The sequence below is a fragment of the Streptomyces sp. NRRL B-24484 genome (genome assembly GCF_000717715.1).
In the GTDB taxonomy this organism is placed as follows: Bacteria; Actinomycetota; Actinomycetes; order Streptomycetales; family Streptomycetaceae; genus Kitasatospora.
On sequence record NZ_JOAI01000135.1, the window covers coordinates 1 to 840 of the forward strand.

The 840-nt window shown below is 65.8% G+C and carries 2 rRNA genes; both read left to right on the forward strand.

Annotated elements, in window-relative coordinates:
- Window positions 1–97: ribosomal RNA gene (locus tag IE98_RS0141605) — 23S ribosomal RNA — on the forward strand; the annotation flags it as partial.
- A 108-nt stretch (window positions 98–205) separates the two neighbouring features.
- A 5S ribosomal RNA gene (gene rrf / locus IE98_RS0141610) occupies window positions 206–322 on the forward strand.
- Window positions 323–840: the final 518 nt, after the last annotated feature.

An 840-nucleotide genomic window follows, 5' to 3' on the forward strand; every position in this document is an offset into this window, starting at 1 on the left:
GTAAGGCTCCCAGTAGACGACTGGGTTGATAGGCCGGATATGGAAGCCCAGTAATGGGTGGAGTTGACCGGTACTAATAGGCCGAGGGCTTGTCCTCAGACGCTCGCGTTCACTGTGTGGTTCCCGGGTAGCGAACAGCTATCGCCGGCGAACGAAGTAACACTTATCAATTGAAAAGTGTGTTTCGCTGAATACCCGATAGGGTTTCGGTGGTCATAGCACGAGGGAAACGCCCGGTCACATTCCGAACCCGGAAGCTAAGCCTCGTAGCGCCGATGGTACTGCAGGGGGGACCCTGTGGGAGAGTAGGACGCCGCCGAACAATTCTTCAAAGGCCGCGGCCCCAGCGATTCGCTGGGGCCGCGGCCTTTTGTGTTTTCCGCGAACACGAACGAGCAACCACGGCAAGGGAGTTCGAGCCCGGACGCGGCTCGGCACCCGATGCCGGACAATGGAAGAGGCGTGTGGCCGTACGGCCGGCGCCGGGCCGTACAGGGCGTTGGTGTCGCTGCCGACGGACGTCGAAACGGCCGAGTTGAAGCAGCAGAAGGAGCCACCGGAATGTCGAACCCGCCCCAGGACCGTCCCGAGCGTCGATCGGACGACGGCCGCGGCTCCCAGCCCCGGTCGCGCGGGGGCTGGTCGAACGACCGCGACCGCGGCCCGCGCCGTGACGACCGCGGCGAGGGCGGTTACCGCCGCGACGACCGCGACCGTCCGCGTCGTGACGACCGTCCCTCCTACGGTGACCGTCCGTCCGGTGGTGGCGGTGGCGGTGGCTACCGTGGCCGTGACGACCGTCCGTCGTACGGTGACCGTCCGCGTCGTGACGACCGTCCG